General features: G+C 69.8%; 2 protein-coding genes. One reads left to right on the plus strand and one right to left on the minus strand.

Annotation, left to right across the window (positions count from 1 at the left end; translation table 11 throughout):
* Positions 1-2705: bifunctional [glutamate--ammonia ligase]-adenylyl-L-tyrosine phosphorylase/[glutamate--ammonia-ligase] adenylyltransferase (glnE, locus tag KH616_RS20065; RefSeq protein ID WP_292250131.1), on the minus strand; the 2705-nt coding region annotated here is incomplete at its 3' end.
* Positions 2706-2890: 185 nt separating this feature from the next.
* Here glnE and KH616_RS20070 point away from each other — a divergent pair.
* The coding region (locus KH616_RS20070) for a DUF3971 domain-containing protein (protein ID WP_292250132.1) at positions 2891-6169 on the plus strand (3279 nt) is incomplete at its 3' end.

Raw genomic sequence — 6169 nt, forward strand, 5'->3', positions numbered from 1 at the left:
ATTCCGTCGAGCCGCAGCTTGTGCTGCAGCTTCCGATACGTCCGATACGCCGCCCCGACCCGCTCCGCCTCCGCCTCGCTCATCAGCCCGAGACGGGCAACCTCGCGCAGCAATGCGATGTTGCCGGTATTGCGAATCAGTTCCGGATCGCGCGATGCGTGCAGCAGCACCCAATACTGGACGATGAACTCGATGTCCACCATGCCGCCGCGATCGTGCTTCAGATCGAACAGCTCGCCGTGGTTCGGATGCCCGGCGAGCACCTTGCCGCGCATGTCGACGATGTCCGCCGCCAGCGCGGACGCGTCGCGCGGCATCGTCAGCACCTGCTGGCGGATCGCCTCGAACGCCGCGCCGATCTGCGCGTCGCCGGCGCTGTAGCGCGCCCGCGTCAGCGCCTGATGCTCCCAGACCCACGCGGTATTCGCCGCGTCGCCCTCGCGCAACTGGTAGCGGCGGAACGCATCGAGATCGGTCACGAGCAGCCCCGCTTCCCCATTCGGACGCAGCCGCAGGTCGATGTCGAACAATGCGCCCGCGCCGGTCGCGGTCGTCAGCCATGTGATCAGCCGGCGCGTGAAGGTCGTGTAGACGTCGGCCGAACGCTCGTCAGGATCGTCGTACAGGAAGATCAGGTCGAGATCCGATGCATAGCCGAGCTCCTTTCCGCCGAGCTTGCCGTACGCGATCACCGCGAAGCGCGGCACGTCGCGATGGCGCTTCGCGAGTTGCGACCAGACAACCTCGATCGTCACGTCGAGCACGGCGTCCGCGAGCTCGGACAGCCGGTCGCTCACGTGCTCGACCGACAGCTGCCCCGCCAGGTCGATCAGCAGGATGCGGAACACTTCGGCGTGCTGCGCGTGACGCAGCAGATCCATCTGCTGCTCCGGGCCGTCGGCCGCGGCGAGCCGCGCGCGCAGCGCGTGCTTGAATGCCGGCCAGTCGAACGGGCTCGCGATCGCCTCGTCGTCGAGCAGTTCGTCAAGCAGCTGCGGGTGGCGAATCAGGTAGCCGCCCCCCCAGCGCGTCGCGCCGAGCACCGACAGCACCCGGTCGAGTGCGGCCGGGTATTCGGTCAGCAGCGCCAGGTAGACGCCACGCCGGCTGACGGTCTCGAGCAGGTCGAACAACCGCACGATGGTGTCGTCGCGGTGCGCGGCGTCGATCCGCGGCGCCGCTTCGAGCGCACGCTGCGCGACGCTGTCGAAGCGCTGGCGGCTTTTTTCCGGCAGGCCCGTATAGCGCGACGACCGCCAGACCGCGCGCAGGCGCGTCAGCACGGCCTCGCAATCGCCGAAGCCGAGGCTGGCGAGCCGGGCCATCAGCGTGTCGTCCGCGCCGTCGTCGGCGAGCGCGCCGCTCCAGATCCACGCCGCGGCACTGTCGTCGGCGGCACCGCAGCCGTTCTCGCCGCCGACCTTGTCCGCGAAGATCTGGTCGAACTGCGCCTCGACGAACGCACGGTGTCCGTCGAGCACGGTCATCAGCGCCGCATAGTCGGCAAAGCCGAGCGATGCCGCGAGCGCCCCGCGGTCGTCCGGGTCGACCGGCATCGCATGCGTCTGCGCGTCGTTGCGGTATTGCAGGCGGTGTTCGAGCATGCGCAGGAAGTGGTACGCGTCGGCCAGCCGCGCCTCGACATCGTCGCCGATCAGTCCGCGCGCATGCGCATGGCGCAGCACGGCGAGCGTCGGCCGCACGCGAAAGTCCGCATCCTGGCCGCCGCGAATCAGCTGGAACACCTGGGCGCTGAACTCGATCTCGCGAATGCCGCCGCGCCCGAGCTTGATGTCGTCGGCCTTGTCCGGCCGCATCGACGCGCGCCGCGCCGCCTCCTGCCGGATCTGCTGATGCAGCGAGCGGATCGCGCCGATCACGCCGAAGTCGAGATAGCGCCGATAAACGAACGGCTTGACGATCGCGTCGAGCTGCGTCGCGAGCCGCTGCGATGCATCGCTGTCGGGCTCGGATACGAGGCGGCCCTTGATCCACGCATAGCGCTCCCATTCGCGGCCCTGCACGTAGAAATATTCCTCGAGCATTCCGAGGCTGCACACGAGCGGCCCCGAATCGCCGTTCGGACGCAGCCGCATGTCGACGCGGAACACGTAGCCGTCGGCCGTCACTTCCGACAGCACGCCGATCAGCCGCCGGCCGAGCCGCGTGAAGTATTCCTGCGTCGACAACGCCCCGCGGCTGCCGCCCGCCGTCTCGCCGTCGTCTTCGTAGACGAAGATCAGATCGATGTCGGACGACACGTTCAGCTCGCGGCCGCCGAGCTTGCCCATCCCGACCACGCCGAGCGTCAGCCGCTCGCCGTCGGCGCCGCGCGGCTCGCCGTACAGCACATCGAGCTCGGCCGACAGCAACGCGAGCGAGCGCTGCACCGCGAGCTCGGCGAGATCGGTCATCGCGCCGGTGACTTCGGCCACGTCGGCCAGCCCGCGCAGGTCGCGCTCGGCGACCGCGCCGAACACCTCCGCGCGCAGCTGCCTGAGCGCCTTCTTGAGCGCATCCTCCGACGGCGCCCCCGCGCCGGCGGCCACCGCCAGCAGTTCGGTGAGCCGCGCATCCTGCTGCGCGCGCGTCAGCGGCGCGGCCGCCCATGCGGCGATCTGCCCGGCAAGCGCCGGGCGCGCCGCGACCGCGCGTGCGAGGTAATGGGAATAGGAGGTGGAAAGCAATGCGGAAGCGTCGGTCATCGAGAAGCGGGCCTTGGCGCAAGGACTGACGCGCCGCGGCGGCGGCGCGGCCGGACCGCGCCCGCCGCGCAGCCGCGCGCCGGGAAGCTCGTGCCGCGCACCATCGCGACGGCCGCCTGCACGAACCCGTGTGATACATTTCAATGTCGTTTCGCAAAACTACCATATCGCCGTCCCTTCGCCGCATGTCCGACCGTCAGGAATCCGCCTTAGCAGCGCCCGAAGCGGGACCTCCGAAGCACGATCATCCGGTTCTGCGCCGCGTGTTCAGGGTGACGCTGGCGGTCGGGCTGGGATCCTACTTCGTCGCGTCGGCGACGCTCCTCGGGCTGCGCTACGTCGTGCTGCCCCGCATCGACGACTTCCGCCCGCGCATCGAACGCTTCGTTTCCGCGAAGCTCCATGCGCAGCTTTCGATCGGCAAACTTTCCCCCTACTGGTCCGGCATGCAGCCGGGCGTCGAAGTCACGCATCTGACGATCCGCGGACGCGACGGACGCGTCGCGCTGTCGGTGCCGCATGCGACCGCCGCGCTGTCGTGGGCGTCGCTGCTGCGCCTTTCGCCTGCGCTGTCCAGCCTGATCGTCGACGAGCCGGACCTGCTCGTCGAACGCGCTGCGGACGGCGCGCTCTACATCGCCGGCGTCGGCGTACCGACCACGCACGGCGGCAACGACACGTTCAGCACATGGCTGCTCAAGCAGGAAGCGATCGTGCTGCGCGGCGGCGCGCTGCGCTGGCGCGACGGGAAGCACGACGCACCGGAACTCGCGCTGACCGGGATCCGGCTCGCGGTGCTCAACAACGGTCGCGTCCACAAGGCCGCGCTGCAGGCGCCCGCCAACGGGACGCTGCTGCGCGGCCCGCTCGATTTCCGCGCACGCTTCACGCACAAGGCGCTCGCGCCGATCGGCAAGCCGTCGAACTGGACCGGCGACGCCTACCTGTCGACCGGCCCGGTCGATCTGCCGACGCTCGCCCGGTACGTGGACATGCCGCTCACGATGCACGCGGGCCGGATCGACAACACGATCTGGGCGAACTTTCACGAAGGGCGCCTGGTCAACGCGGGCGGCTACCTGCAGGGCGCGGACGTCGCGCTGCGCGTGCGACCGACGCAGCCGCGGCTCGATCTGCCGGTCGCCCGCTTCAGCTGGAACACGACGCTGGACGCGGGCCACGACTACACGCTGCACCTGTCGCGCTTCCATGCGGAACTCGGCCAGCCGCCGCTGCCGGACGGCACGCCCCTCGCCCGCACGCTCGCGATGTCGACCCTCGCCGCGCGCTACCGCGTGCCGTCCGCCGACCAGGGACAGCTGATCAGCGTGACCGGCGACCGCGTCGATCTCGGCATCCTGAGCGAATTCGTCCGTGCGCTGCCGCTGCCGGCACATCTGCGCAACCAGCTGATCAAGATCGATCCGCGCGGCATGGTCTCGAACTACCGCATCGAGATCGAGCATGCGAAGCCGACGCCGGACGAACTCTCCGAAGAGGAAAGGAGCAGGCACGCTGTCGCCACGCCGGTCGTCCGCTACCGCTTCCTCGGCGACCTGCAGGGCATCAGCTTCGCCGCGCAGGAACCGCCGCCGGGCCTGACGGCACGCGGTCACCCGCGCGCCGGCTGGCCGGGCGTCGAGAATCTGTGGGGACACGTCGACGCGAGCGAAACGGGCGGCACCACGCGCTTCGACACCGTCAACGCCGCGGTCACGGTGCCCGGCGCGTTCGACGAGCCGCGCCTCACGTTCGACCGGATGCGCGGCAATGCGAAATGGGTCGTCACGCCGGCGCCCGGCGACAAGCACGCGCGCATCGACGTGACCGTGTCCGATTTCCTCGTCTCGAACCCCGACGCGGAAATCGCGGTATCGGGCAGCTATACCAATCCCGGTCATGGGCGCGGCACGCTCGACCTGCGCGCCGACTTCGCGCGTGCCGCCGTCGAGCGCATTCCCCGCTACCTGCCGACCGGCATCTCCGAACGCCTGCGCGCGTATCTGGGCCACGCGCTGCAGGCGGGACACGTGACGAAGGGCGCGTCGATCGTCGCGCGGGGGCCACTGGAGACGTTCCCGTACACGCGCGCGCCGGACACCGGCATCTTCCATATCGTCGCACCGTTCACGGGCGGCCGGTTCGAACCGACGCCCTATCCGCCGCGCAAGCTCGCGAACGGCACGCCAAGCATCTGGCCGGCATTCGACGGCATCGACGGCGTGTTCGAAATGGCGCAGAACACGCTGCGCTTCGACATCGACCGCGCGCACTACAAGCGCGTCGTGTTGGGCAAGGTCAGCGGCCGCATCGACGATCTCGGCCACCCGGTGACGTCGCCGCTCGTCATCGAAGGCCATGCCCGCGGCCCGCTTGCCGACCTGATCGACTATGCGAACCAGAGCTCGCTCGGCGAAATGAGCGGCCATATCGGCGACAGGATCGACGCACAGGGGCCCGCGACACTCGCACTCAAGCTGACGATCCCGCAGCGCATCGCGCATCGCCGCGCCAGCGTCGAAGGCGCACTCGCATTCGGCGGCAACACATTGACGACCGCCGGCGTGCCGCCGTTGTCGGCGCTGCATGGCAGCGTCCATTTCACCCAGAGCGACGTGTCGCTGGACAACCTGTCCGCGCGTTTTCTCGGCGGTCCCGTGCACGCCACCGGCAGCGCGAAATCGCATGGTCCGTATGCGGTCGACGTTGACGGCAGGATCGCGCTCGATGCCGCGCGCGGCCTGAATCTGCGCGGCCCGGCGGCAGCACTGCTCGAGCGGGTGGTCGGCGATGCGCCGTACCAGGTCGCGGTGCGCGGCACGCCGGGCCGCCTGCCCGACGTCACCGCCCGCTCCGACCTCACGGGCGTCGCGCTGAACTTCCCGGCGCCGTTCGCGAAGCCGGCCGGCACCGCGATGCCGTTCAGCTTCACGCTGAAGCCGGCGCCGCAGACGAACGGCCAGCGTCTCGAGCACGCGGATCTGCAACTCGGCCCGATCAGCGCGACCTACCTGCTCGATGCGACGCGCGGCCAGCCGCTGCGCGCGGTGCGCGGCGCCATGGGAATCCACCGGATGCCGGACATGCCGCAGGAAGGCGTGAGCGCGGCTGTCGACGTCGACGAACTGGACGCCGACGCGTGGCTCGCATTCGCGAAGACGCTGCGCCGCCCGCAGCGTGCGCCGGAGCCGCAGCCAGGCGCCGAGCGCGTCGATCTCGCGAGCTTCGCGCCGAAGCGCTTCGCGTTCCATTTCGGCACGCTGAAGCTGCTCAAGCGCAACTGGGAAAACGTGATCGTCGGCGCGTCGCACGTCGACGAACTGTGGCAGGCGAACATCGCGTCGAATCAGGTGTCGGGCTACCTGTCATGGGCGCCGGGCGGCGGCCATAACGGCGCCGGCGTGCTGAACGCGCGGCTCGCGAAGTTCGTGATCCCGCAAAGCGCCCAGCACGATCTGGTCGGC

Origin of the sequence: Burkholderia sp. (assembly GCF_018375725.1) — a bacterium.
Lineage (GTDB): Bacteria > Pseudomonadota > Gammaproteobacteria > Burkholderiales > Burkholderiaceae > Burkholderia.